Here is a 24,713-nt window from a genome sequence, read left to right as displayed (position 1 = left end):
GTAGCCAGCGGGTCCGACGGTCCCAGCTCAGTCACGGAACGGCTCGCTGCCGGTCCCCGCAGCCAGGATCGCCTCGAACTGGTCGGGGTCGGTCGTGCGGGCCGCGATCGGGGTCACCTTGTTCGTGCCGTGGTAGTCGCTGGACCCGGTGGTGATGAGGCCCAGCTCGGCCGCGAGACCGCGCAGGTGCGCCCGCTCGTCGGCGGAGTGGTCGGGGTGGTCGACCTCCAGCCCCAGCAGTCCGGCCTCGACCATCGCCACGATCGCGTCGTCCCCGACGATCCGGCCTCGCTTCGTGGCGAGTCCGTGGGCGAACACCGGAACCCCTCCGGCGGCGCGGATCAGCGCGATGCCCTTCCGGACGTCGGTGTCGGCCTTGGTCACGTAGAACGGGCTGCGGTGGTGCAGGAGGGTCGCGAACGCGTGGTCGACCGAGTCGGCGGCTCCCACCTCCACCAGCGCCCGGGCGATGTGGGGGCGGCCGACGACACCCCCCTCCGACCGCTCGACGATCCGCTCCCACACCACGGGGTGCCCGGCGGCGGCGAGCGCGGCGACGATCCGCTCCCCTCGCCCCAACCGCTCGTCCCGCAGCCGGACCCGCTCGGCGGCGAACCCGGGATGGCCGGGGTCGAACAGGTAGGCGAGCAGGTGGACGCTGATCGGCGCCTGATCGTCGGGGATCCACCGGCAGGACATCTCCATGCCGGGCACGACGGTGAGCCCGGGCGGTCGGGCGGCCTCGGCCACCGACCAGCCGGCCGTCGTGTCGTGGTCGGTCAGCGCGATGACGTCGAGGCCGGCCGCGCGCGCGGTGGCCAGCAGTTCGGCCGGGCTCTCGGTGCCGTCGGACACCGAGGAGTGGGTGTGCAGGTCGATCCGCATCAGTGTCCAGCCTGCCGCACGCTCACTGCTGATGCGGAGGGAGGCGCGGGATCGGCTCGGTGTCCCGTCGATCGGCATCCGTCTGCGGAGTCGGCTCGGACGGCGGCTCGGGGTTCCCCTCGTCGTCGCCGCCGGATGCGGCACCACCCCAGTCGCTGCTGAACAGCAGGGCGCTGACCCGGCGGTAGAGGACGTCGGCGGCGGGCAGGAAGGTGATCTCCGAGAGCGCCTGTTGCTGGCCGGCGGACTCGAACCGGAAGGTTCCGTACCCGAGCAGCTGGCCCAGCAGGGTCTCCTTCCAGGTGAGGTCGGTGATCCGTCGCAGGGGCAGCAGGGTCACCGTCCGCACGATGACGCCGGAGGTCAGCAGGACGCGGCGGGTGCTGACGATGAAGTGCCGCATCCACCACTCGCCGACGCGCAGTCCGTAGTAGCCGAGCGAGCCGACCAGCACCAGCAGCCCGGCGGAGCTGGTGACCCTGTTCTCCGGATCGAAGAGCAGCAGCCAGCCCCCGGCGAGGAAGACCGGGAGGAACTTGGCGGTCGGCTCGATGAGCACCGCCCAGTGCCGGCGGGTGGCGACCACCGCCGTCTCGTCGGGCAGGAGGTACTTCTCGACGTCCTTGCTGGCCCGGGGAGGAAGCTCCAGAGGCCCGGATCCGGTCACGCCGCCGACGGCTCAGACCAGGGAGCCGACGAACTGGGCCAGGGACGACGCTGCGTCCCCCAGTGCGGTGCCGGCGGTGCGCACCAGCTCGGCGGACTGCTCGGGCGCCTGGATGATGTAGAAGACGACGAATGCGACGACCAACCAGGTGACGACCTTCTTGAGGTTCACCGCCACCTCCACAGGTGCGCTCGGGCGGGCAGGCTCGGGTGCTCCGAACCTGCGGGTACAGGGTCCACCCGGATGCGGCGGACGGCTTCGTCCCATGGGTAACACAGGCCCCAGGGATCACACCGGCGACGCGCCGATCATGAACGGGGTCGGTCGGGTTCCGGTCATCTCCCCGGAAGCAGGTGCTCGCTCGGCGGACCCAACGGGAGGTCGGGGTAGATGCGGTCGCGCAGATCGATCAGCTCCAGCTGCTCGGCGAGCAGCCAGGCGGCGTTCATCGGCCACATGACCAGCCACAGCCAGACGCCGTAGGCCTCGCCCACGAAAGCGGCCCGGTCGTCCGTCGTCGGCACCGCCCACAGCGGGGCGTGCTGCCCGGCAGCCTTGACGTCGACCGACGAGGGGCCCTCGATGACGTCGCCGGGGTCGGGACCGGGCAGCCCCGCGTAGCCGCAGCCCACGCCCGTGCCCGGCTCCTCGGCCACCAGGACCAGCTCGGCCGATCCCCCGAGCGGCGCCGGACCGGCGCAGTCGACGACGATCGCCCGGGCGCCGGGCTCGCCGCCCCAGGCCAGGCCGGTGACCGACCAGCCGACCGGCATCGGGTCGGGCACCCACGCCGGGACGCGGGCATCCGCGGTGACCGCCGCGAGGGCGTCGTGGGCCACCAGAACGGTGTGGTGCAGCGGCGTGACGGCGCCGTGCACGTGGCACCACGCCTGCGCGGTCGAGCCGGGGCGGACGACCAGCGTCTCGCCGCAGCGAGGGCAGACCGGCGAGACTTTCATCGGGCAACACCGTCCTGGGACCGCGTGCAATCGTCAAGCGGGGGCGTCGGGCCGAGCGCCGCCGGGCGGGCCCGCCGCCCGCTACTGCGTAGCGTGGTGTCCATGACTTCGCTCGTCCTCGCCGAGGCGGAGCCGCCGGTCGTGGCCTGCGTCGGCGCGGTCGTGCAGGACCCGTCCGGACGGCTGCTGCTGATCCGGCGCGGCCACGCCCCGCACGCCGGGCTCTGGTCCCTGCCGGGCGGCCGGGTGGAGGAGGGCGAGACGCTGGAGCAGGCGGTCCGCCGCGAGGTGCTCGAGGAGACCGGCCTGCGGGTGCGCCCCGGCGCCGTCGTCGGGCGGGTGCGCATCCCGGGTGACGGGGTCGTGTACGACGTCGCCGACCTGGCGTGCACGCCAGACCCGCCCGGCCAGCAGCCGGTCGCCGGCGACGACGCGACCGACGTCCTGTTCGCCGACGACGTCAGCCTCGGACGACTGCCCTGCACGCCCGGGCTGGTCGAGACCCTCCGCGGGTGGGGCGTCCTCGCCGGGTGACGCCGCCCGGACCTCATGAGGGCCGCCCTCAGCGGGGAGTGGGCTCGGGGCGACCGGGCTGCTCGCCGCCACGGGCCTCGCCGTAGGAGCGCTTGGGCACCATGACCTTGCGCCGGAAGATGCAGACGATCGTGCCGTCCTGCTTGTAGCCGATGGTCTCGACGTGGACGACGCCGCGGTCGTCCTTCGACTTGGACGGGGTCTTGTCGAGGACCGTCGTCTCGCCGTAGATGGTGTCTCCGTGGAACGTCGGGGCGACGTGCCGCAGGGATTCGATCTCCAGGTTGGCGATGGCCTTGCCGGACACGTCCGGGACGCTCATCCCCAACAGCAGCGAGTAGATGTAGTTGCCGACGACGACGTTCTTGCCGAAGTCGGTGGTCTTCTCCGCGTAGTTCACGTCCATGTGCAGCGGGTGGTGGTTCATCGTGAGCAGGCAGAACAGGTGGTCGTCGTACTCGGTGACGGTCTTCCCGGGCCAGTGCTTGTAGACGGCCCCGACCTCGAACTCCTCGTAGTACCGACCGAACTGCATGTGCTCGCTCCCGACCTCGACGACTGAGCCGGGCACCCCGGAGCCGGCAGACGGACCCACCGCACGGGTGGGCCGGCTGCCCATCGCGAAGCACCGGTGACCCGCCTGGACAGGTGTTGATCTTACGGGCGGCTCCCCGGGCCGCCGCCCGGGGCGAGAGGGGCAGCGACCCACCGGCCCGGCAGAGCACCGCGGACCGCCACCCTCCGGTCATCGGTCAGATCATCGCGCCGATACGGGCCGCCATGTCGGCCTCGTGCTGCTGGTAGGAGGCGGCCACACTGGTCAGGAGTGCTCCCATTCCTGTCAAGGCGTCACTGACCCCCTGAGCGGACATCCGCCACTGCTCGTAGAGCTCGCCGAACTGCAGGGCCGCCTGGCTGTCGGTCCACCCGTCGAGCACGGACGCGTTGATGCTGCTCGACAGGGTCGCGTGCCGGCCCGCCGTGTCGGCGGCCTCGGCGCGGCACTGACCGGCCATGGACTGCAGGGTGGCGATGTCGACCTTCACGATTCCTCCTCGGGTCCGGGTCCGTCCCGGTCCCGGCGAACGCTAGGACCTTCCACGGCGGCGCAGCCCGCGTTGTCCACACCCTCCTCGTTGTCCACAGCCCGTCGCCGCTCCGCCCCGGCGCGGGGGCGCAGCCGACAGGATCCCGGTCGTGACCGCTCCCCCGACCGGCGATGCCGGAGGCGTGTCCTCGGCGCGCTGCTGGACCCTCTCCGGCGACATGGGCACGCTCGATGTCGAGGTCAGAGTCGAGCCCCGCCACCGGCTCCTCGACGTGCTGCCCGTGCTCAGCCAGGTGGTCGGGCGGCCGGTCGAGGGCATGTGGGCAGGCTCGACCCGGCTGGCCGACGACCTGCCGCTGACCACGTCGGTGTTCGACCACGGAGCGGTCCTCGGCCTGGGTCGACCCGCCCACCGCCGGCGTCCGGACCGGGCCTCCAGCGCGCTGGAGCTCCACGTCGTGGGTGGCCCCGACGCGGGGCGGTCGGTCCCGTTGGGCCGAGGGAGTCACGTCATCGGCCGCAGCAGCGACGTCCCGATCCGCCTCCACGACCCGGACGTGTCCCGCCAGCACGTGGCGGTCCATGTCGGCGGCGGGACAGTCACGGTGGCCGACCTCGGGTCCAGCAACGGGAGCCGGCTGGACGGCGCCGACCTCGGCGAGCAACCACGGGAGTGGCCGGTGGGCGCGGTCCTGCGGATGGGAGCCAGCGCCGTGGCCCTGGCGGGGCCGTCGGCGCCGGCCGCGACTCTCGAACCCGGACCTGGTGGTCGCCGATATCTGCGCTCTGTACCGCGCATGACCACGCCCGCTCCGGAGGTCGAGGTCCGGTTCCCTCGGCCCCCGAGCCCACCCCCGCGCCGACGGCTGGCGTGGGTCGCCGTCGCCCTGCCGGCGGTCGGCGGCGTCGCACTGGCGTGGCTGCTGCACACTCCGACCTTCCTGTTCTTCGCGCTGCTGAGTCCCGTGGTGGCGCTGGGAACCTGGCTGTCCGAGCGGTGGTCCGGGCGGCGCAGCGGCCGGCGGGAAGCCGCGGCCCACGCGCTCGAGGCGCAGGCCGCGGAGCTCCGGCTGGCCGAGGCCGTGCGGTCGGACGTCCGGGGCGCCGAACAGGCCCATCCCGACCTCGCAGCACTCGCCAGGGCCGCGCGCCGGCGCACCTCCCTGCTGTGGAGCCGGACGCGGGGCGACGGCGAGGCGATGACCGTGCGCCTGGGCAGCGGGCCGGGGCCCACCCGGGTGATCCGTATCGACGGTGAGGGAGCCCGTGTCCGGGGGACCGCTCCGCATGTCCCGGTCGTCGTCGACCTGCGGAGCACGGGCGGCTTGGCCGTCGTCGGACCCCGGGAGCGGACGCTCGGCTGTCTCGCGTCCGTGGTCGCCCAGCTCTGCTCGTTGCACGCCCCCGGGGAGGTCGACCTGGTGCTGCTCGTCGCCCCCGATCGACTGACCGACTGGGCGTGGGCCCGCTGGTTGCCGCACCTGGACCCGGGTGCAGTGCACGTCCGGTTTCCCGACCACGCGGACACCAGCGCCGCGAACGACGACCTCCAGGCACGGTTGGCCGCCCTGATCGCGCGGCGGAGGGCGCTCGCGGCCGCTCGCCCGGGTCCGTCGGGTCCCGCGCCGGTGCCGGGTTGGCTGGTGGTGGTCGTCGATTGCCCGCTGGACCCACGCACCTCGGCCGGCCTGCACGCGGGCCGGGACGTCGGCCTGGTGACCGTCACCGTTGCCAACAGCGCCGAGGACGCGTCCGTGGACGTCGACGCGGTCCTGCGCCTCTCCGGTGAGACAGGCAGCGTCGGCGTGCTTCGCAGGCAAGGGGCGCCCGACCGGGACGCGGTGACCGTGGATCGCCTCCCGGCCACGTTCGCCGCCGATCTGGCCCGCGACCTCGCCGCGCTCGCTCCGCTGACCGCCGAGAGCAGTCTTCCCCGCGAGGCGCGGCTGATGGATCTGGCGACGGACGGGCTGTGGGTCGACGAGGCCGGCGAGGCCAACGGCTCCTGGTCGCGCGCCCGGGACTGCTTGCTCGCGACTCTGGGACGGACGACACACGGTGCGGTGCAGGTCGACCTCTGCCGTCAGGGACCGCACGCGCTCATCGCCGGCACCACGGGGTCGGGCAAATCGGAGCTGCTGCAGACCCTGATCGCGGGGCTGGCCCTGAACCATCCGCCCGACCGCTGCTCCTTCCTGCTGGTCGACTACAAGGGGGGCGCGGCGTTCGCGGAGGCCGCCTCCCTGCCGCACACGGTCGGGCTGGTGACCGACCTGGACGGCCAGACCACGGCGCGAGCCCTGCGCTCGCTGGCTGCCGAGCTCACCCGCCGCGAAGCGATCCTGGCCGCCCATCAGGTGGCCGACATCGCGTTCCTCCCCGAGCGGGTCGAGCTGGCTCGACTCGTCATCGTCGTGGACGAGTTCGCCGGTCTGTCCGAGGAACTCCCCGAGTTCGTCCCAGGCCTGGTCGCCATCGCCCAGCGCGGCCGGTCGCTGGGAGTGCACCTGGTGCTGGCCACCCAGCGGCCGAGCGGTGTCGTGTCGCCGGAGATCCGCGCGAACTGCAGCCTGCGCATCTGCCTGCGCACCACCGACGAGGCCGAGTCCCGTGACGTCCTGGGCACGGCACAGGCGGCCCATCTCCCCATCGACGTACCCGGCCGCGCGTGGCTCCGGTCCGGCAGCGGCGCACCGACGGCTCTGCAGGTCGCCCGCGTGGCGGGTCCCGCCCCGCTGCGGTCCCGCGCGGCGCCCGAGGTCCGCCCGTGGGCGTGGCCGCCAGTGCGACGTCCCGAAGGCGAGCGACGGCCCGCCGCCGGGGACAGCGACCTCGCCCGCCTGTGCCGTGCCGTCGGACGGCACGCTGACGCTGTCGGAACGCCGACGCCGCACCGCCCCTGGCGGCCACCGCTGCCGGACCGGATTCCCGCGGCCACGCTCGACGTGGACGCCCCGGTCCCCGACCGGGAGCGGACCCTGCTCACCGTCGGGCTCGTCGACCGTCCCGACGTCCAGGCCCAGGAGCCACTGCAACTCGACCTTGCGGAGGGTGGCACCTGGCTCGTCGTCGGCGGTCCCCGCAGCGGGCGGACCACCGTGCTCCGGACGGTCCTGGGCGAGGCGGTGGCCCGCTTGGGTCCGGACCGACTGCACGTGCACGTCCTGGAGTCCGGCGGCGCGGCACTGGCGGCGGAGGCCGGGCCGTTGCCGCATGCCGGAACGGTGGTGGCCGGCGAGGACGCGCTACGGACGGTCCGGCTGGTCGACCGGCTCGCCCAGGAGATCGCGGCCCGACGGGCGGGCACCGGGATCCATGCCGGCCCGGCGATCCTGCTGCTCGTCGACGGCCTCGAGGCCATCACCACGCTGCTCGACGAGAACGATTCGGGACGGGGCTCGGCACATCTCCTCCGCGTGATGCGGGACGGTGCGGCCGTAGGCGTCACCTGCGTGGTGACCGCCGACCGCGCCGTGCCCGGCGGCCGGCTCGCAGCCGTGGCTCGCCAACGCCTGGTGCTCCCCCTTCCGGATCGAGCCGACTACGCCGTCGCCGGCATCCCCTCCCGAAGTCTCCCGGTGCACCGGCCGCCCGGTCGTGCGCTGGTGGGAGAGGACGCTCGCGAGTGCCAGATCGTCCTGCCGCGCACGACCACGCCAGCACCCCCGGACGGCCCTCTGAGCCACCAGCCCCTGCGCATCGTGGAATTGACCGCCGATCCGCGGCTGCCTCTTCCGGCGACCCGCTCGGCGACGGCGCCGGACATCGACGGTGGGCTGTTCCTCCCGATCGGACCGGGAGGTGACGAAGGGCGGCCGCTGACGGTGGACCTGCTCCGCACCGGGGGCCTGCTCGTGACCGGACCGCCCGGCAGTGGCCGCACGACCGCGCTGACCGCTTTCGGACAGCACGTGGGCGCACTCGGCGCGGCAGTGCTCTGGCTCGGGCGTGCTCCGCGAAGCGGGGACCCGAGGGAGGAGATCCCCGGAGTCGTCCGGCTGGACCCCGCCGACGAGGCGGGCGCGACGGAATGGCTCGGGGGGCTGGGCAGCCGCCCGGGCCTGGTGATCGCGGACGACCTCGGGGCGCCCGCGGACGCACCCGTCCTGACCCGGGTCGACCTGACCGACCCACACGGACGCGTGGCGCTGATCGCCGCTGCGCACGGAGGACAGCTGGCGACCCACTACCAGGGGCCGGTGGCAGTGCTGCGTCGCGGACGGGCCGGCCTGCTGCTGTGCCCGGCTGCCGGCGACGCCGACCTGCTCGGCGTACGGCCCCCGCGCACTCCGCTGCCTCATCGCCCCGGCAGCGGCTGGCTGGTCACCGGTGCTGCCGCACACCGGGTACAGGTGGCCCGTCGTGGTCCAGCGATCGCGCCGCGCCCACGCACGACCGAGGGTCAGAGCAGGTCGAGCACTGGTCCGATCTCCTGGCTGGCGTACCAGGCCAACTCGTGACCCTCGGCCTGGTCGACGACGAACTGCGCGTCCTCGCTGCCCAGGTCGGCCTCGAGCACGACTCCGACCGCGGCCCGGACGTCGTCCTCCGCGTCGGCGCCGTCGATGTGCGCGCTGGCGACGTCACGGATCCGGAGGTCGGCCTCGACCCGCGCCGCGCCGCGGTCGGTGTCCGGGTCGTCGATGGGCCGGACGGCGGAGTCGGGCACGTCAGCGGCGACGACCACACGCCGTCGCGCTGCGGTCGGGTCGATGTCGATCAGTCGCAGGCTCGCCCGCGCCGCGGCCAGCAGAGCGGCGTACTCCAGTTCCTCCTCGTCGGCCTCGGCGTCGCTCACCTCGTAGAACTGCCGCAGCTGAGGAGTGACCGCGAACGCGGTGTGCGGTCCGGGGAGGGTGCCCTCGTCCACCAGCGTCCGCAGGACCGTCGTGGTGGCAGGCAGGTACACGCGCACCCGGATCGCTCCTTCCGTCGAAAGAGCGACCGTATCGCGGGGACGCGGTCAGCCCGCGCTCTCCACCAGCTCGCCGACCTCCTGCTCGATGAGGTCGGCCAGCACATCGACGTCACCGACGCCGTCGCGGTCGGCGTTGAGCCCGAAGTAGACCCGCCCGTCGTAGCTGGTCATCCCGATCGAGAGCCCCTGACCCCGGGCCAGCGGCACGACGGGGAACACCTCGAGCATCCGGCTCCCGGCCGCGTACAGCGGCATCTGCGGGCCGGGCACGTTGGTGACCACCAGGTTGAACAGCCGGCGGGACAGGCCGCGGGCCGCCCGGGCGCCCAGCGCGTGCAGCGTGGGCGGGGCGAACCCGGTGAGCGCGATGAGGCTGTCGGCGCCGACCGACTGGCCGTGCAGCGCGATCCCCCGCATCGCGTAACTGAGCCGGGTCAGCCGCACCCGCGGATTGGGCTCACCGACCGGAAGGTCCACCAGGTACGAGGACACCCGATTCCCGGCGGCGGCGTCCTCGTCGTGCATCGACACCGGGACGAGGGCGCGAACGGCGGTTCCGGCCACGACCGGCTCCCCCCGGGAGAGCAGCCACTCCCGGAGGGCTCCGGTGACCACGGTCAGGAGGACGTCGTTGACCGTGCCGCCGTGCGCCTTGCGGATCCTCTTGAGGTCGTCGAGCTCGGCCCGCGCCACCGCCACCCGGCGCTGCCGGCCCGCCGACGCGTTCAGCGGGCTCTGCGGAGCGGGCATGATGGTCTTCTGCGCGGTCCGCAGGAGGCCCCCGGCGACGCCGGTGAGGCGGGCGGCGGTGGAGCGGACGTCGGTGACCGCACCCCGCGCGGCGTCCACGACCGTCGAGGGCCGGCGGGCGTACTCGTCGAGCGCCTCCCACACCAGCTGCGCACCACTCGGGGGTCGCTTCGGGCGCCACTTCCCTGCGGGCGGCGTCGGCGCATCCGGATCCACGTCCAGCAGCACCTGACCGATGTCCAGCGCGCTGAGACCATCCACCAGAGCCGGATGTGTCTTGGTCACGACCGCCACCCGGTCGCCGGAGAGACCCTCGATCAGATATGCCTCCCACAACGGCCGTCGGCGGTCCAGGGGGCGCGAGGTCAGCCGGGAGACCAGGTCGAGCAGCTGCGTCTCGGTCCCTGGCCGCGGAAGACCCGACCGGCGGACGTGGTAGTCGATGTCGAAGTCCGGATCGTCGACCCACACCGGATTCGCCAGATGCCCGGGTACCTCGGCAACCCGTTGCCGGTACCTCGGCACCAAGGCCAACCGTGCCGCCACGAGGTCCGCGAGGGCCTCGACGCCGCCGGGAGGCCGCTCGAGGATCAGCACCCCGCCGACGTGCATCGGGGTGTCCGGCTCCTCCAGGTACAGGAAGGACGCGTCCAGCCGGGTCAGCCGCTCGACCATCGATCTCCTCAGGGTCAGTGGCTCACGCTACGTCGCGGCCCGGATTCCGACACCCCCACGCTCACCGGGGGCCGGCGGTCCGGCGGAGGCCCCGCCGCCGGCCCGCCGGCAGGGTGACGTCGGCAACCGTCGCGGCGAGCGCGCGCAGCTCCGCTCGGAGCGGGGACGCCCCCGCCACCTCCGCGAGCGTCCGGCCGGTCGCGAGGGCCGCGTCGGTCGCCCGCCGGTCAGCCGGGAGGAAGAACCGGACCTCACGGCCCGCGAGGCGTTCCAGCGCCTCGGCGATCTCGCGGCGCGGATCTCCGGGAACCGGCCCCCGACGGACCTGGTTGACCACCAGCACCGGATCGACGTCGGGCAGCACGTCCCGGAGCTCGCCCAGCGCCCGGATGCTGCGCTGCAGCGAGACGGGGTCGGCCCCGCTCACGCACAGCACCGTGTCGGCGTCCTCGAGGATCGCCAGCGTCGCCCCGTTGCGCCGAGGCGCCGCGGTGTCGAACGACAGCTCCTCGTCGTCCTCGAGGCTGAACCCGCAGTCGACCACGGTGACCGCCGCGAGCCGACGCGCCTCGGCCAGTACCGAGGCCACCGCCCGCGGACGCAGTTCCGGCCACCGGTCGGCCCGCGCCAGCCCCGTCAGCACCCGCAGCTGCGGCCGGACGGCCCACGCCAGCCGCACCAGCCCCGCCGAGTCCAGGTTCCCCGCGGTGGCCAGCCGGGCCGCTCCGGCCAGACCCGGCGACTCGTCGAGCAGGCCGAGCATCTGGGCGATGACCCCGCCGTAGACGTCGGCGTCCACCAGCAGCGCCGACGTCCCCAGCCGGCACAGCTCGTCGGCCACGCCCACGGCGACGGTGGTCCGTCCCGGAGCACCGGCCGGCCCCCAGACCGCGACCACGCGACCGGGCCCGGCCGGTCGGTGTTCCGGCTCCTCGGGCGCTCCCAGCACGGGCAGCGCAGCCCGCGGGTCGGCGACGTCCCGGCCTGGAGACGGCGCACCGGCGACCGCTTCCCGCAGCGCCTGGGCGATGGCATCCGGATCGGCGTCGGCCGGCAGGACCTGCCGCACCCCCCACTGCCGCAGCCGGTCGGCCGCACGCTGGTCACCCGGCTCCACCAGGCCGACGACGGCCACCCCGGCCGCTTCCAGCCCGGCGACGGCGTCCCCGTCGAGGCGGCGCAGCTCCGCAGAGAGGAGCGCCGCCTGTCCCGTACCGGTCGCGGCCGCCGCGAGCAGTTCGGAGACGTCCACGCACCGGCGCACGACGGTGACCCCGTGGTCGGCCCGGTCCAGCGCGCCGACCAGTTCCGACTCCCAGGCCGCGCCCGTGACCGCGGTGAAGACCTGCAGGGCCATCAGCCGGCCGGACCGCGCGCCGACGTCGTCCCGCCGGCCGCCGGACCGCTCGGGGCGCTCGCGTCCCCGCTGCGCGATCCCGCCGTACCGGCCACGCCGTCCCCGTCCACCGACTCGTGGACCACCACGACCAGCGGCCGCCCGGCGATGGCCGCCAGCACCTCGTCGGCGTCCCCGTCGGAGACCGCCACCACGACCTGCACCGCGGTCGTGGGGGTGGACAGGACTCCCTCCGAACGTCCCGCGATCGCCTGGACCGGCGCCTTCCGGACGACCAGCGTGACGCTCCCGTCAGCCACGACCGTGGCGCCGGCGGCCGGATCGGCTACGGCGTACACGTCGACCAACTGACCTCGCTCCAGGCCCGGTGGCACGTAGCCGGACTGCACCGGTAGCGCGAGCTGCACCAGCGCGTCGGCCTCCTCGAGTGCCGTGCGGGGCAGCAGTTCCCCCGAACGCACGGCACGAGCCAGCGTCCGCCCCTCCGGACGGGTGCCGGAGGAGAGATAGGCAGCGGCGGTGTCGTCCAGCCGGACGTCGACGGCGACCAGGTCCTCGGAACTCAGCTCGGTCCCGGCCGCGAGGTCCCCCGTGACCGCCCAGACGGGCACGGTGGCGTCGGCCGCGCTGACGATCCGGGCACCCAGCAGGACCGAGGCAAGCACGAGGAGGACCCCGAGCACGAGGCGCAGGTCCAGCCAACGGGGTGGGCGCACCCGCCGCGGCGTGGGGCCGGGCACCTCCGCCGGCGCAGAGGACGGCGGCCGGACGGCGGTCACAGCACACTCACCTCTTCCCGCGCCTCCTGGCGCTCAGATGCCCGGTAAAGGGCGTGTCGCGCCGATGTACCGGCACGACGACGTTGGAGTGCAGATGATGCGTCATCCGTGCGTTCGCGCGCACTAGCCATCCACACGTTCGTGTGTGGACGACGGTCACCAACGCCCGATCGGGCTGACAGACTGACCGGGAACGGACGGAGACGACCCGATGCCCACCCCCCGCTTCCTGACCCTCGACGACGTCGCGGAGATCCTCAACGTCTCGTGGTCACAGGCCTACGCGCTCGTGCGCCGCAAGGAACTGATCGCCATCCAGATCGGTGGCCGTGGCCAGTGGCGGGTCGAGGTCGACGAGCTCGAACGCTTCATCCAGCAGAAGTACGCCGAGGCCCGGGCCGGCACGGTCCCGGCCGAGAAGCCGGCCCGCGACACCGAGGTGTCGAGCGGGGGCACGTCCCGCTCCTGAGCGGCACGTACGGGCCACTCACTCCACGCGGGAGGAGTCTCAGCCCAGACCGGGCAGCCCTGTCCGGACGACGGCGACGGCACGGATGACCACCGCCTGCACCCCCTGCACCGCCTCGTTCCGTCGGAACTCGTCCGCAGGGTGCACGGCCAGCTCCACGAAGTCCGCCCCCACGCGGTCCAGCGTCCCGGTCAGCGTCCCGCCGTCGTCGAGGACCACCTGCACGACGCGGCGGTCGCGCGCCAGCCCACGGAGAGCCCGCCGCAGGTCGAGTCGGGCACGCACCCCGTCGACCGGCTCCGGGACCGTCGTGCGCCGACCCAGTCCCGCCACCGTCCCGACCGCCGCGAGAGCCACCAGCTGCTCCCGCCCCTGACCGTCCTCCAGCAGGAGCCAGTCCGGCCCCTGGTCGACCAGGACCCCCGCGACCGGTCCGGCGCCGCGGACACCCAACGTCAACGAGAAGCCGAGCGCGCCTCCCAGCCGCTGGCCCAGGTGCACGGCACCCATCTCAGTCCGCGTCCGGGACGCCGACTCGGCCCGCTCCCCCGCTGCCTGCTCCGCCTCGAACTGCGACTGCAGGTCCTCGAACAACTGCTGCCAGCGCATCCCTACCTCCTTCCTCGACCCTAGATGCCTGTGGAATCTTGCGTTTGATGACGTTTGCTTGTTTTAGTCTGCATCCACCAACGAGGGAAGGCGGTCATGTCGGTGCGACGGCTGCTGCTCACCGCGGCCTCCATGGGGGTGATCGGGGTGCTGCTCGCCGCGCTCACGCCCCCGGCCGCGGCCATGACGGGCGCCCTCACTTCGCCCCAGCGCACCGTCGACACGGTCGGCGCCGATGCCCTGGTCCTCGCCGCCGCTGGGCTGCTCGCCTGGGCCGTCTGGGCCTGGGGCGCCCTGGGTCTGGCTCTCACCGCCGCCTCCGCCCTCCCAGGGGCCCTCGGCAGCACGGCTCGGTGGGCGACCCGGGTCGTCCTGCCCGCAGGCGCACGACGCAGCGCCGCGCTGGTCCTGGGTCTGGGGCTCGGTGTGGCCGCGCCGCTGGCCGGCATCGCGGTCACCGTCGCGGCCCCTCCGGCAGCAGCCGCCGGCCCTGCCCAGGCGCCCGACTGGCCCGCCGGCCCCGCCTCGGCGCCTGGTGCCGCACCGGCCGGCGCGGTGCCCGACTGGCCCGCAGATCTCTCGGCCGTGCCCGACGAGGGATCGCACGTGGTCGTGCGAGGTGACTGCCTGTGGCACATCGCCGCCGCCCGGCTCGCTGAGCAGTCGGGCAAGACCCCCACCGACGGCGATGTCGCCCGCGCGGTGCACGCCTGGTGGACGGCCAACGCCGACGTCATCGGCTCCGACCCCGACCGCCTGCTGCCCGGACAGGTGCTGCACGCACCCGGTGCGCCGTGAGCCCGCCCCGACCCCACCTGCAGCAACGGACCGAACGACCGACCCTCGACCCTGGGAGCCCGCCGATGACCGCCTCCACCAGCGCGCCCGAGCAGATCGCGCCGGCCGCACGGCCGCCGCTCCGGCTCGTCGTCGTCCCCACGCCCCAGCCCCCGCTGCAGGACGAGGGACTCCCCCTGCGCCTCGTCCACCCCGGATTCGCCTCACCCCGACCTGCCCACCGTCCCGGCCCGCGGCCCGACGCGAACCGGACCACCGCGCGGCCGGATGACGACTTCGGCCCCTCCTGGTCGGTTCGGGCGGAGCTGCCCGACGCCCGGGACACCGGGCGCCGGCTGATCACCTGCACGCTCGAGGCGCTGGCGGGCCGCCGGCCGATCACCCAGGTGCAGTCGATGACCTCGCTCCGGGTGTTCACCGCCCTGGTCGAGGGACGGCGTCCGCGCTGGTGCACTGAGGGCACAGCACCGCTGCTCGTCGGGCGGTTGCACGTCTGCGAGCCGGTCGACGGCGTCGCGGAGATCAGCGCGGTGGCCCGCCGGGGCGGCCGAGCCCACGCCATCGCGGCGCGCCTGGAGGGCATCGACGGCCGCTGGCGCTGCACGGCCCTGCAGATCGGCTGATGGCCCCGGCCCCCTCCCGAGGCTCGGCCCGAGCGTGCGAGGGCTGAGGAGGAGGGGGTCCTTCCCTTACCGGGCGCTGGCTCCGTGGCAGAACTTGTACTTCTTCCCCGAGCCGCAGGGGCACGGGGCGTTGCGGGGTGTTTCCTTCGACCCGGTCACCGTGGCGGTCTTCGCCGCCTTCGCCGCGCCGGCCTCCTTCGCTGAGGCGTCCAGGCCGGGCGCGGAGTAGCTGAGCTGCTCCGGGGCGCGCCGCGGCGCCTCCAGCCCCTTGACGTCGAGTTCCGGCCCGGTGCCCGACGGCGTCGGCGCGGCCACGGCGGGAGCAGCCTGGGCCGCGACCGGCCGGGCGGCCGGCTTGGCCTTCCCCGATCGGCGGGCCGTCGGCGCGGCCGCCGTCCCGTTGCCGGAGGCCGTCGGCGCGGTCGCCGGCTGAGCGGAGGACGCGGCCCTGGCATCGGACTTGGCCTTCGCCTCGGCGGCCTGACGGGCCAGCACCCGGGCGGTGCCCTCCTGGGCGGCGGCCAGCGCGGCGGCCTCGGCCTCGTCCTGCTTGGCCTTGGCCTCGGCGGCCTGCTCTTCCTTGGTCTTCACCTCGAGGTTGAACAGGAACCCGACGGACTCCTCCTTGATGCCGTCGAGCATCGCGTTGAACATGTCGTAACCCTCGCGCTGGTACTCCACGACCGGGTCGCGGTTGGCCATCGCGCGCAGGTGGATGCCGGCCCGCAGGTAGTCCATCTCGTAGAGGTGCTCGCGCCACTTCCGGTCGAGGACGCTGAGCAGGACCCGCCGCTCCAGTTCGCGCATCACCTCGGAGCCGAGCGCGGCCTCGCGCTCCTCGTAGGCACGGTGCACGTCGTCCAGGAGTTCCTGCTTGAGGATCTCGGGCGTCAGCGCGGACTGGTCGCCGTCGGCGACCCGGTCCAGCAGGTCCTGGATTTCCAGGCCCACCGGGTACAGCGCCTTGAGCCCGGTCCACAGCTGCTCGAGGTCCCAGTCCTCGGCGTAGCCGATCTCGGTCGCGCCGTCGACGTAGGCGCTGATGACGTCGTCGACCATCGACTGGATCTGGACGTGCAGGTCGGCGCCGTCGAGCACCTTGCGCCGCTCGTCGTAGATGACGGTGCGCTGGCGGTTGAGCACCTCGTCGTACTTCAGGACGTCCTTGCGGACCTCGAAGTTCTGCTGCTCCACCTGGGTCTGCGCCGAGAGAATGGCCCGGCTGACCATCTTCGACTCGATCGGCTGGTCGTCGGGCACCCGCAGGGTGTTCATCATCGACTCGAGCATCGGGCCGTTGAACCGGCGCATCAGGTCGTCGCCGAGGGAGAGGTAGAACCGCGACTCCCCCGGGTCGCCTTGCCGGCCGGACCGGCCACGGAGCTGGTTGTCGATCCGACGGCTCTCGTGGCGCTCGGTGCCCAGCACGTAGAGGCCCCCGGCCTCGACCACCTGCTCGTGCTCGGCCTTCACCTGCGTCTTGGCCTCGGCCAGCGCGTCGTCCCAGGCCGCCTCGTACTCCTCGGGCGTCTCCGCGGGCGACAGGCCCCGGGCGCGCAGGTTCTCGTCGGCGATGAACTCGGGGTTGCCGCCCAGCACGATGTCGGTGCCACGGCCGGCCATGTTGGTGGCCACGGTGACCGCACCCAGCCGCCCGGCCTGGGCGATGATCGCCGCCTCACGCGCGTGGTTCTTGGCGTTCAGCACCTCGTGCTTGATGCCACGCTTGAGCAGGTACTTCGAGAGGATCTCGGACTTCTCGACGCTCGCGGTGCCGACCAGCACCGGCTGACCGGCCTCGTGCCGCTCGGCGATGTCCTCGACGACGGAGTCGAACTTCGCCTTCTCCGTCTTGTAGATGACGTCGGAGCGGTCCGCACGCACCATCGGCCGGTTCGTCGGGATCGGGACGACACCCAGCTTGTAGGTCTGGTTGAGCTCGGCGGCCTCGGTCTGGGCCGTGCCGGTCATCCCGGAGAGCTTCTCGTAGAGCCGGAAGTAGTTCTGCAGCGTGATCGTGGCGAGGGTCTGGTTCTCGTCCTTGATCTGCACCTTCTCCTTGGCCTCGATGGCCTGGTGCATGCCCTCGTTGTAGCGGCGGCCGGCCAGCACGCGGCCGGTGAACTCGTCGACGATGAGCACCTCGCCGTTGCTGACGATGTACTGCTGGTCGCGGTGGAAGAGCTCCTTGGCCTTCAGCGAGTTGTTCAGGTAGCTGATCAGCGGGGTGTTGGCCGCCTCGTAGAGGTTGTCGATGCCGAGCTGGTCCTCGACGAACTCCACGCCCTCCTCGGTGATGGCGACGGTGCGCTTGCCCTCCTCCACCTCGTAGTGGACGTCGCGCTTGAGCATCGGTGCGATCCGGGCGAACTCCCCGTACCACTTCGCGCTGGTCTCGGCCGGGCCGCTGATGATCAGCGGGGTGCGGGCCTCGTCGATGAGGATCGAGTCGACCTCGTCGACGATGGCGAAGTGGTGCCCACGCTGCACCAGGTCGGCCTTGCTCCACGCCATGTTGTCGCGCAGGTAGTCGAAGCCGAACTCGTTGTTGGTGCCGTGCGTGATGTCGCAGGCGTACTGCTCGCGACGGACGTCGGGCCGCTGCCCGGACACGATCGTTCCGACGGTCAGGCCGAGGAAGCGGTGCACCCGGCCCATCCACTCGGCGTCGCGGGAGGCCAGGTAGTCGTTGGTGGTGACCACGTGCACGCCGTTGCCGGCCAGCGCATTGAGGTAGGCCGGGAGCACGCCGGTGAGGGTCTTGCCCTCACCGGTCTTCATCTCGGCGATGTTGCCCAGGTGCAGCGCCGCCCCGCCCATGAGCTGGACCCGGTAGTGCCGCTGGCCCAGCGTCCGCGTCGCCGCCTCCCGGACGACGGCGAACGCCTCCGGCAGCATCGCGTCCAGGGACTCGCCGTCGGCGTACCGCTCCTTGAACTCGTCGGTCTTCGCCCGCAGCTCCGCGTCGCTGAGCGCGCCGACCTCGTCGGCGTAGGACTCGACCGCGTCGGCGATCTTGGACAGCCGACGGACGAGCTTGCCCTCGCCGGCACGGAGAAGCTTCTGGAACACCACGACCCCAGCGTAGGCGGCCAGCGCCTCCGGATCAGCCGGTACGACGAAGCCGACCCTCGTAGCCTTCCCGGGTGCCCCACGTTTCCCACGACCTCGTACCCGGCGTCCTCGAGTTCCTCACCGAGCGGCATCTGGCCACCCTCACCACGCTGCGGGCCGACGGCAGCCCGCACGTCGTCCCGGTCGGGGTCACCTACGACGCCGCCACGGCCACGGCCCGGGTGATCACGTCCGGGACGTCCGCGAAGGCCGGGCACGTCCGCGCCGGGCAGCAGCGGGTCGCCGTCTGCCAGGTCGACGGCCGTCGCTGGGTGACCCTCGAGGGGACGGCGGTACTCCGTGACGACCCGTCGGCGGTGGCCGACGCGGTCGCGCGGTACGCGCAGCGGTACCGCCGGCCCCGCGAGAACCCCGCCCGTGTCGTCCTCGAGATCGCGGTCGACCGGATACTGGGCAACGTGTGACCCGAGGCCTGCGGCGGGACGGCGGGTGAGTGGCGGGAGGGCGGATCGCGCCCTCCCCCAGAACTCAGACGGTGGGGACGGCGGGGTCCCCGGCGTGCGACACGGCCCTGGGCTCGGGCTGCCGGGCGGGAGTGGCTCCCATCCCGTTCTGCGGCACCTCGGTCAGCCGGATGAGGCCGTAGTCGTAGGCGTGCCGGCGGTAGACGACCGTCGGCTGGCCGGTGTCGGCGCACTGGAAGAGGAAGAAGTCGTGGCCGACCAGCTCCATCTCGTGCAGCGCCTGGTCCACGGTCATCGGGGTGGCAGGATGGTGCTTCTCCCGGACGATGCGACCCGGCAGGTGCTCGTCGAGATCGGTCACGTGCGGCCCCTCGGCGAGCTGGCGGTCCAGCTCCAGGGCGCTGATGGCGCCGGTGTCGGCGACCGTGTTGCCGGGGAGCCGGACGCTGGCCGGGGTTCGCCGGCCGTGGTGCACGCGGCGGCGGTCGGCCGCACGGCGTAACCGGTTGTCGAGCTTGGCGCACGCGAGGTCGAGCGCGGCGTAGAAGTCGGCGCCGTCCGCTTCGGCCCGGATGACCGGACCCTTGCCCCGCAGCGTGATCTCCACGCGCTGGCAGTGGGCCGACTGGCGGGGGTTCTTCTCGTGGAAGAGCTCCACGTCCATGCGCAACATCTTCAGCTTGCCATCGAACCGTTCGAGCTGGCCGACCTTGTCTTCCACGTGCTGTCGGTAGTGCTCCGGAACCTCGACGTTACGACCACGGACCACGATCTCCATGTGACCTCCCGGTAGACCGGTTGTAGTCACTTCGACGCTAGTCCCTCCTTCCGGGTCTCGACAGTCGATCGGGGGGCCGCCCGCGGACGTTCTCGGACCGCTTCCGGACGACCGTCGAACGACCCCCCGAACGGTGCGCCACGTCCGGTCGCGGGGTGGCCGCGACGACCGCCGCCAGTACGGGTGCGCCGTCCTCCGAGCCGCCCGCGGCCAGGACGGCCGCAGCCTCGGTGAGGGTCGCGCCGGTGGTGACCACGTCGTCCACCAGGACCAGCAGCGCGCCGGTCGGTGGGTCGGCGGAGCGCTCGAACGTCCCGGCCAGGTTCGCCCGCCGTTGCACCGTGGACAGTCCTGCGGAGTCCCGGGCCCGACCTCGACGACGCAGCAGCCGGGCCTCCGCGGCAGGGACCCCCGCGGCCAAGAGCTCCGTGACCGCCCGGGCGGTCAGCTCCCGCACGTGGTCGCGCCCCCGGGACCGCACCGCCTCCCGCGAGCTCGGTACCGGGACCAGCGCCACCGCCGGCAGCGATCCCGGGACGGCGGTGACCAGCGCGGCCACGGCGAGGGCCAGGGCCGCACCCAAGGGGACGGCGAGCTCCGAGCGCCCGCGCTCCTTGAACGCGACAACCGCCGGGCGGACGGGCCCGGCGTAGGCGCCGGCGGCGACCGTGGGCGGGAAGCCCCAGGGGATGCGCCGTGGTGCGGCGGGCCGGGGACGGGCGAGGAGCAGCGCGCACAGCCGGCACAGCGCCCGACCCGGGACCCCGCAGCCGGCACAGGTGCGGGGCAGCACCAAATCGGCCAGCGCGGCCATGCCCGGTCCGACCACGGGGCCAGCCTGACGCGCGACGGCCGTCCACGGGCCGTCCGCCGCCGATCTGTGGAAGGCGGCCCCGTCCCGGGGCTCGCGTGGGGTCCCTCCTCGGGGCCCTTCTTCAGAGGGGGTAGAAGGGCGAGGTGCCCGGAAGCGGCTCCTGCCCCCGGACCAACGTGCCCCAGGTACCGCCGGTGAGCTGCCAGATGGTCCCACCGGCGTCGACCAGGGGCTGCCGGGACGGCGCTGCGGCGATCGACTGCGGCTGGCTGGGCAGCCCCGCCGTCGGGACCTGTGACAGCCCCCAGCCGTCGACCCCGACGGCGTACGGCACGATCCGGTCCTCCCCCGCGTCACCGGCGAGGACCAGCAGGTTCCCGCTGTCCCGCCAGGCGACGTCGACCACCTGCGCCAGCTCCGGGGCGATCCCGCGGAGGTCCCGCAGCGCGACGCTGCCGTCCTCGGCGCGGACCACGGTCCCCAGGTAGAGCCCGGGGCCCCCGGGCCCTTCGACGACCAGCGCGGCCCGCACCCCGTCCGGCGAGAGCTCGAGCACCTCGGTCACACCGAGCCCGGGCAGGGTGGGTGCGGTCACGGCTTGGGGGTCGCCACCGGCCTGCACCCGCACCACCGCGGTGCCGTCGCGCACGACCCACACCTCGGAGCGGGTCGCGGCGACGGTCGGTGAGCTCCACCGCGACGCGGTGAGCACCGGGGCCAGCTCCCCGGCATAGGGGCCGGCGAGGAGGGCCGCCCCACCGGCGTCGGCTCGCACACCCACGAGGAAGGAGAGTTCGCCGCTGCGGGCGTCGGCCGAGGCCGCCGCGTCGGTGAGGCCGTAGACCCCCGTGCCGGCCGGCCCCGGCGCGGGCGCGCCCGTGGCGACCGTGTGCAGGGCCCCGCCGCTCACGTAGTGGCCGACGCTCTCCGGGTCCACGGCGTCGGGATCGAAGGCCGTCCACTCGTCCACCGTCTGCTCGACCGGGACGCCGTCGAGATCCACCGGCTCGCCGTCCACGCGGATCTCCACGGAGCGGATGGCGTTACCCGGCAGCTGCGTCAGCGTCCAGACCAGCTGGGCGCAGATCTCCGACAGCACCGGCGCCGGCTCGGTCGGCAGACCGGTGAGGTCCACGAGCGCCGACTGCCCGTCCACGGTGATCTTGCTGCGCAGCTGGGCCCCGGAGAGCGGGTTCTCCACCCCCGCCGCCAGGTTCGCCGACGGTCCGGCGAGCAGGCGCTCGACCAGGACGGTGGGCAGGGCCTCACCGGAGATCACGTACCGCGGATCAGGCACCAGGCGCTGATGGGTGGGGTCGACGAAGTAGGCGGCGACCTCCTCGTAGAGCCGCTGGAAATCAGGATCGAGGATGATCAGGCCGTCCGGGGGGTCGGTGATCCGCCACTCGTCGTCGATCTGCTCGAGGGTGAACCGGCGGGTGAACGTGTCGTTCCCGCCCACCGCGAAGACGCCGCGCTCGTCGATCGTCCCGACCAGGTTCGCCGTCACTTCGACCGCGCCGGTCTCCGTGGTGACGGTGGCGTAGTCCGGGCGCAGCACGGTGATCCCGGCCTCGTCGGACCAGGATCCCGCCGGCTCGGGGGCCAGGTGCTCGCGGGCGACCGGATGCCCGGGGCGCACGCTGGCCGCCGCGTCGATGAAGGACCGGACGATCTCCTCGGGCGTGGCCCCCGGCTCGGGTGGCAGCGGCTCGATGCCCACGACCTCGGCCGGCCGGGCCGGCGCCTGCGTGATCTGCACCGTCGGTGAGCTCATCGGCACCGTCGAACAACCCGCGAGCGCCAGGAGAAGGGCCAGCGCGACGACGGCGCGGCAGCCGATCACAGCGGCACCCCCGGCCGCCTGATCAGGGTCGGCCGCAGCGGCAGGGGCGAGCTGGTGAGCTCCCCGCCCGCGGTCAGCGGCAGGGTGAGCCGGAACTGCGCGCCGTTCCCCGGCTGACCCCAGACCTGGAGCCAGCCACCGTGCAGGCGGGCGTCCTCGAGGCTGATCGAGAGGCCCAGCCCGCTGCCGCCCACGGTGCGCACCCGCGACGGGTCGGCCCGCCAGAAGCGGTCGAACACGTGCTGGGCATCGGCCGAGCTCAGGCCGACGCCCTGGTCGCGGACGGTCACGGCGGCGGCGGTGCGGTTGGCCGCCAGCGTGATCTCGATGGGTCGCCCGGCGCCGTGCTCGATGGCGTTGCCCACCAGGTTGCGCAGGATCCGCTCCACCCGGCGCGCGTCGACCTCGGCGATGACCGCCTCGTCGGGCCGGTTGACCAGGAGCTGGGAGTCGTGCCGCTCGGCCAGTGCCGTCATGCCGGCGACGACGCGGGCCACCAGCGCGCCGAGGTCGGCCGGCTCGGAGTCCAGGACGGCGGCCCCGGCGTCGTACCGGCTGATCTCGAGCAGGTCGGTCAGCAGGCTCTCGAACCGGTCCAGCTCCGCCCGCAGCAGCTCGGCGGACCGGGCCACGTGCGGTGGGAAGTCCCCGCGTGCCTCGTGGAGGATCTCGGCCGCCATCTGCACCGTCGTCAGCGGCGTGCGCAGCTCGTGCGAGACGTCGGAGGTGAATCGCTGCTGCAACTGGGAGAGCCCCTCCAGCTGGGTGATCTGCCGCTGCAAGCTGTCGGCCATCGCGTTGAAGCTGGTCGCCAGTCGGGCGAGATCGTCCTCGCCGCGGACCGTCATCCGCTCCTCGAGCTGCCCCTCGGCCAGTCGCTGGGCGGTCCCGGCGGCGTGGCGTACCGGGTCGACGACCAGGCGGGTGACCAGCACCCCGATCCCCACCACGAACAAGGTCAGCGCGATCCCGCTGATGATGACCGTGCTGCGGATCAGCGAGAGGCTCTCGTCCTCCTGCCAGAGCGGGAAGGCGTAGTAGAGCTCGACCTGCTGGGTACCGGCGGTGTCGCTGGGCACCGCCGCACCCACGAGCAGGGTCGGTTGCGGTTCGCCCGACGCGTCGGGGACGGGGTGGTACTTGCGGGCCTGCCCCCCGGAAGCGACCTCGGCGCGGAGAGCGCGAGGAAGTGCCTCGAACAGAGGACTGGGGCTGGGCCCGGTCCGTTCGACCTCGCCGGTCCGGTGCACCATGACGACGTCGAAGTCACCGGCCGCGCCACCGCGCTGACGGAGTGCGTTCACCGTGCGGTCCAGGGTGGAGCGCACGCTCGCCCCGTCACCGGTGGCGATCGCGGCCACCTGGCTCTGCGCGTACAGGACACCGTTCTGCGCCTGGTCGATCGCCGCCTCCTCCTTGACCGACAGCAGTTGGTCGCGGATCTGGCTGAACAGCACGAGGCTGACGATGATCACGACGGTGCCGGCGACGACCATGGTGATCGCGGCGATGCGCACCTGCAGCGACGAGCGCCACGCATGCACCGCGTGAGCCAGTTCCCGCCGTGTGGTGCGCTCGGCCCAGCGGCGCGCCCGACCAGCACGGCGACGCACCCCCCGGCGGAGGCGCCGGATGGTCGCGCTGCCGCGGGGCTGCTGCTCCCGCGCCGGGGGCGGCGCGTCGAGAACGCCCTCCGGCAGGGACGTACGGGTCACTGCCCCAGTGTGCCGCTCACTGTGCGGGTCGGTTCGCTCCCGCGGCCCGCTCCGCTCCGCGCTCGTTCCTCCCTGCGATGCTCACGGGCCTGTCCGCTCACTGTGCGGGTCGGTTCGCTCCCGCGGCCCGCTCCGCTCCTCGCTCGTTCCTCCCTGCGATGCTCACGGGCCTGTCCGCTCACTGTGGCCCGGCCTTGTAGCCGACGCCGCGCACGGTGAGCACCACCTCGGGCCTCTCCGGGTCCCGCTCGATCTTGGCGCGCAGTCGCTGCACGTGGACGTTCACCAGACGGGTGTCGGCCGCGTGCCGGTAACCCCACACCTGCTCGAGCAGCAGCTCACGGGTGAACACCTGCCGGGGTTTGCGGGCCAGTGCCACCAGCAGGTCGAACTCCAGCGGCGTGAGCGCGATGGGGACGCCGTCCCGGGTGACCTGGTGGGCAGGGACGTCGATCTGCACGTCTCCGATGCTCAGGTTCTCGGCCTGGCCGGTCTCACCGCGGCGCAGCTGGGCCCGCACACGAGCCACCAGCTCGACCGGCTTGAACGGCTTGGTCACGTAGTCGTCGGCGCCGGCCTCCAGTCCTTGGACGACGTCGATCGTGTCGCCCTTGGCCGTGAGCATGACGATCGGCACCGTCGACTGCGTGCGGATGTCCTGACAGATCTGCAGACCGTTGCGGCCGGGCAGCATCAGGTCCAACAGCACCAGGTCCGGCCGGGTCTGTTGGAAGACCCCCACCGCCCGGTTGCCGTCGGAGACGAAGGCGGGTTCGTAGCCCTCGCGCCGGAGCACGATGCCGAGCATCTCGGCGAGGGCGGCGTCGTCATCGACGACCAGGACACGGCCGCGGCTGGGCCCGTTCTGGGGAGCGGTGGGTGGCACGGCGACCATTCTGCGCTGATCAGCGGAAAAGGTGGCCCACCCGCCCGGGTGAGATCCCGTGGCG

General features: G+C 73.4%; 23 protein-coding genes. 6 read left to right on the top strand and 17 right to left on the bottom strand.

Features of this window, described 5'->3' with window-relative positions:
* Positions 1 to 27: 27 nt before the first annotated feature.
* The 4 genes from CHB94_RS18185 to CHB94_RS18175 form a co-directional block, all read right to left on the bottom strand.
* Entirely contained in the window at positions 28 to 885 is an 858-nt protein-coding gene (locus tag CHB94_RS18185; protein WP_089337971.1) for a PHP domain-containing protein, read from the bottom strand.
* A gap of 22 nt (positions 886 to 907) precedes the next feature.
* Entirely contained in the window at positions 908 to 1,552 is a 645-nt protein-coding gene (locus CHB94_RS18180; RefSeq protein ID WP_089337970.1) for a PH domain-containing protein, read from the bottom strand.
* Positions 1,553 to 1,564: 12 nt separating this feature from the next.
* Complete coding sequence (locus CHB94_RS25315) at positions 1,565 to 1,723, bottom strand: hypothetical protein (protein WP_176445622.1); 159 nt, start codon at positions 1,721 to 1,723, stop codon at positions 1,565 to 1,567.
* 164 nt (positions 1,724 to 1,887) lie between these two features.
* Complete coding sequence (locus CHB94_RS18175) at positions 1,888 to 2,511, bottom strand: DUF6758 family protein (RefSeq protein WP_089337969.1); 624 nt, start codon at positions 2,509 to 2,511, stop codon at positions 1,888 to 1,890.
* A gap of 102 nt (positions 2,512 to 2,613) precedes the next feature.
* Here CHB94_RS18175 and CHB94_RS18170 point away from each other — a divergent pair, with 102 nt between their 5' ends.
* On the top strand, positions 2,614 to 3,045 hold the full coding sequence (locus CHB94_RS18170; RefSeq protein WP_089337968.1) for an NUDIX hydrolase: 432 nt from the start codon (positions 2,614 to 2,616) through the stop codon (positions 3,043 to 3,045).
* A 28-nt stretch (positions 3,046 to 3,073) separates the two neighbouring features.
* Here CHB94_RS18170 and CHB94_RS18165 read toward each other — a convergent pair whose 3' ends face one another.
* Positions 3,074 to 3,580 (bottom strand): MaoC family dehydratase, encoded by a 507-nt coding sequence (locus CHB94_RS18165; RefSeq protein ID WP_089338004.1) that lies wholly within the window; start codon positions 3,578 to 3,580, stop codon positions 3,074 to 3,076.
* A 217-nt stretch (positions 3,581 to 3,797) separates the two neighbouring features.
* Complete coding sequence (locus CHB94_RS18160) at positions 3,798 to 4,091, bottom strand: WXG100 family type VII secretion target (protein ID WP_089337967.1); 294 nt, start codon at positions 4,089 to 4,091, stop codon at positions 3,798 to 3,800.
* Between the two features lie 151 nt (positions 4,092 to 4,242).
* Between CHB94_RS18160 and CHB94_RS18155 the strand changes: the two genes are divergently transcribed.
* Complete coding sequence (locus CHB94_RS18155) at positions 4,243 to 8,553, top strand: type VII secretion EssC family protein (protein ID WP_089337966.1); 4,311 nt, start codon at positions 4,243 to 4,245, stop codon at positions 8,551 to 8,553.
* Here the strand turns inward: CHB94_RS18155 and CHB94_RS18150 are convergent.
* The 4 genes from CHB94_RS18150 to CHB94_RS18135 form a co-directional block, all read right to left on the bottom strand.
* Positions 8,496 to 9,008: a DUF6912 family protein gene (locus CHB94_RS18150; RefSeq protein ID WP_089337965.1), complete on the bottom strand. Its 513-nt coding sequence runs from the start codon at positions 9,006 to 9,008 to the stop codon at positions 8,496 to 8,498. The genes CHB94_RS18155 and CHB94_RS18150 overlap by 58 nt on opposite strands.
* A gap of 48 nt (positions 9,009 to 9,056) precedes the next feature.
* Positions 9,057 to 10,436: a WS/DGAT/MGAT family O-acyltransferase gene (locus CHB94_RS18145; RefSeq protein ID WP_089337964.1), complete on the bottom strand. Its 1,380-nt coding sequence runs from the start codon at positions 10,434 to 10,436 to the stop codon at positions 9,057 to 9,059.
* 61 nt (positions 10,437 to 10,497) lie between these two features.
* A complete protein-coding gene (locus tag CHB94_RS18140; RefSeq protein ID WP_089337963.1) occupies positions 10,498 to 11,793 on the bottom strand; it encodes a CpaE/TadZ family protein in 1,296 nt (431 codons plus the stop codon).
* Entirely contained in the window at positions 11,793 to 12,572 is a 780-nt protein-coding gene (locus CHB94_RS18135) for an SAF domain-containing protein (protein WP_089337962.1), read from the bottom strand. Before CHB94_RS18135 ends, CHB94_RS18140 begins: the two co-directional genes overlap by 1 nt.
* 211 nt (positions 12,573 to 12,783) lie before the next feature.
* Here CHB94_RS18135 and CHB94_RS18130 point away from each other — a divergent pair, with 211 nt between their 5' ends.
* The gene (locus CHB94_RS18130; RefSeq protein ID WP_089337961.1) at positions 12,784 to 13,041 is read left to right on the top strand and encodes a helix-turn-helix domain-containing protein; all 258 of its coding nucleotides are present in this window, start codon (positions 12,784 to 12,786) and stop codon (positions 13,039 to 13,041) included.
* 39 nt (positions 13,042 to 13,080) lie between these two features.
* Here CHB94_RS18130 and CHB94_RS18125 read toward each other — a convergent pair whose 3' ends face one another.
* Positions 13,081 to 13,650 (bottom strand): hypothetical protein, encoded by a 570-nt coding sequence (locus tag CHB94_RS18125; RefSeq protein WP_089337960.1) that lies wholly within the window; start codon positions 13,648 to 13,650, stop codon positions 13,081 to 13,083.
* Between the two features lie 96 nt (positions 13,651 to 13,746).
* Here CHB94_RS18125 and CHB94_RS18120 point away from each other — a divergent pair, with 96 nt between their 5' ends.
* Complete coding sequence (locus CHB94_RS18120) at positions 13,747 to 14,448, top strand: LysM peptidoglycan-binding domain-containing protein (RefSeq protein ID WP_089337959.1); 702 nt, start codon at positions 13,747 to 13,749, stop codon at positions 14,446 to 14,448.
* Positions 14,449 to 14,513: 65 nt separating this feature from the next.
* Positions 14,514 to 15,071 carry an Rv3235 family protein gene (locus tag CHB94_RS18115; protein ID WP_089337958.1) on the top strand — a complete coding sequence of 186 codons (558 nt, stop codon included), beginning with the start codon at positions 14,514 to 14,516 and terminating at the stop codon, positions 15,069 to 15,071.
* 66 nt (positions 15,072 to 15,137) lie between these two features.
* Here the strand turns inward: CHB94_RS18115 and secA are convergent, their stop codons facing one another.
* A complete protein-coding gene (secA, locus tag CHB94_RS18110) occupies positions 15,138 to 18,146 on the bottom strand; it encodes a preprotein translocase subunit SecA (protein ID WP_089337957.1) in 3,009 nt (1,002 codons plus the stop codon).
* 71 nt (positions 18,147 to 18,217) lie between these two features.
* Between secA and CHB94_RS18105 the strand changes: the two genes are divergently transcribed.
* Positions 18,218 to 18,610: a pyridoxamine 5'-phosphate oxidase family protein gene (locus CHB94_RS18105; RefSeq protein ID WP_089337956.1), complete on the top strand. Its 393-nt coding sequence runs from the start codon at positions 18,218 to 18,220 to the stop codon at positions 18,608 to 18,610.
* A gap of 64 nt (positions 18,611 to 18,674) precedes the next feature.
* On the opposite strand, the gene hpf is transcribed toward CHB94_RS18105, so the two are convergent.
* The 5 genes from hpf to mtrA form a co-directional block, all read right to left on the bottom strand.
* Positions 18,675 to 19,388: a ribosome hibernation-promoting factor, HPF/YfiA family gene (hpf, locus tag CHB94_RS18100; protein WP_089337955.1), complete on the bottom strand. Its 714-nt coding sequence runs from the start codon at positions 19,386 to 19,388 to the stop codon at positions 18,675 to 18,677.
* A 37-nt stretch (positions 19,389 to 19,425) separates the two neighbouring features.
* Complete coding sequence (locus CHB94_RS18095) at positions 19,426 to 20,217, bottom strand: ComF family protein (protein ID WP_089337954.1); 792 nt, start codon at positions 20,215 to 20,217, stop codon at positions 19,426 to 19,428.
* 106 nt (positions 20,218 to 20,323) lie between these two features.
* Positions 20,324 to 22,048, bottom strand: coding sequence for an LpqB family beta-propeller domain-containing protein (locus CHB94_RS18090; RefSeq protein WP_254920746.1), 1,725 nt, complete (start codon positions 22,046 to 22,048; stop codon positions 20,324 to 20,326).
* A complete protein-coding gene (gene mtrB / locus CHB94_RS18085; protein ID WP_089337953.1) occupies positions 22,045 to 23,763 on the bottom strand; it encodes an MtrAB system histidine kinase MtrB in 1,719 nt (572 codons plus the stop codon). Before mtrB ends, CHB94_RS18090 begins: the two co-directional genes overlap by 4 nt.
* A gap of 178 nt (positions 23,764 to 23,941) precedes the next feature.
* Positions 23,942 to 24,658, bottom strand: coding sequence for an MtrAB system response regulator MtrA (gene mtrA / locus CHB94_RS18080; RefSeq protein WP_089337952.1), 717 nt, complete (start codon positions 24,656 to 24,658; stop codon positions 23,942 to 23,944).
* Positions 24,659 to 24,713: the final 55 nt, after the last annotated feature.

This window comes from Blastococcus mobilis (assembly GCF_900188025.1).
Classification (GTDB): domain Bacteria; phylum Actinomycetota; class Actinomycetes; order Mycobacteriales; family Geodermatophilaceae; genus Blastococcus_B; species Blastococcus_B mobilis.
This window is presented reverse-complemented; position numbering and strand designations above follow the sequence as displayed.